General features: G+C 67.6%; 1 protein-coding gene. It reads left to right on the plus strand.

The window, feature by feature from the left end:
* On the plus strand, positions 1-225 hold a 225-nt coding region (locus AC3A6P_RS36215), incomplete at both ends, for a hypothetical protein (protein WP_487697485.1).

Raw genomic sequence — 225 nt, forward strand, 5'->3', positions numbered from 1 at the left:
GGACAAGGTGCTCGGCTACCGCAACTGGCTGGGCCTCAACCGCGGCGACCTGGCCGAAGACGTCACCAAAGCCGGCAAGACGTTCACCCGCGTGCTCAACCAGGACCGCACCTACACCCGACCCGACGGCGAAGAACTCACCCTGCCGGGGCGCAGCCTGCTGTTCGTCCGCAACGTCGGCCACCTGATGACCAACGACGCCATCACCTTCCGCGGCAGCGCCGA

This window comes from Mycobacterium sp. Soil_C_30 (assembly GCF_057656995.1).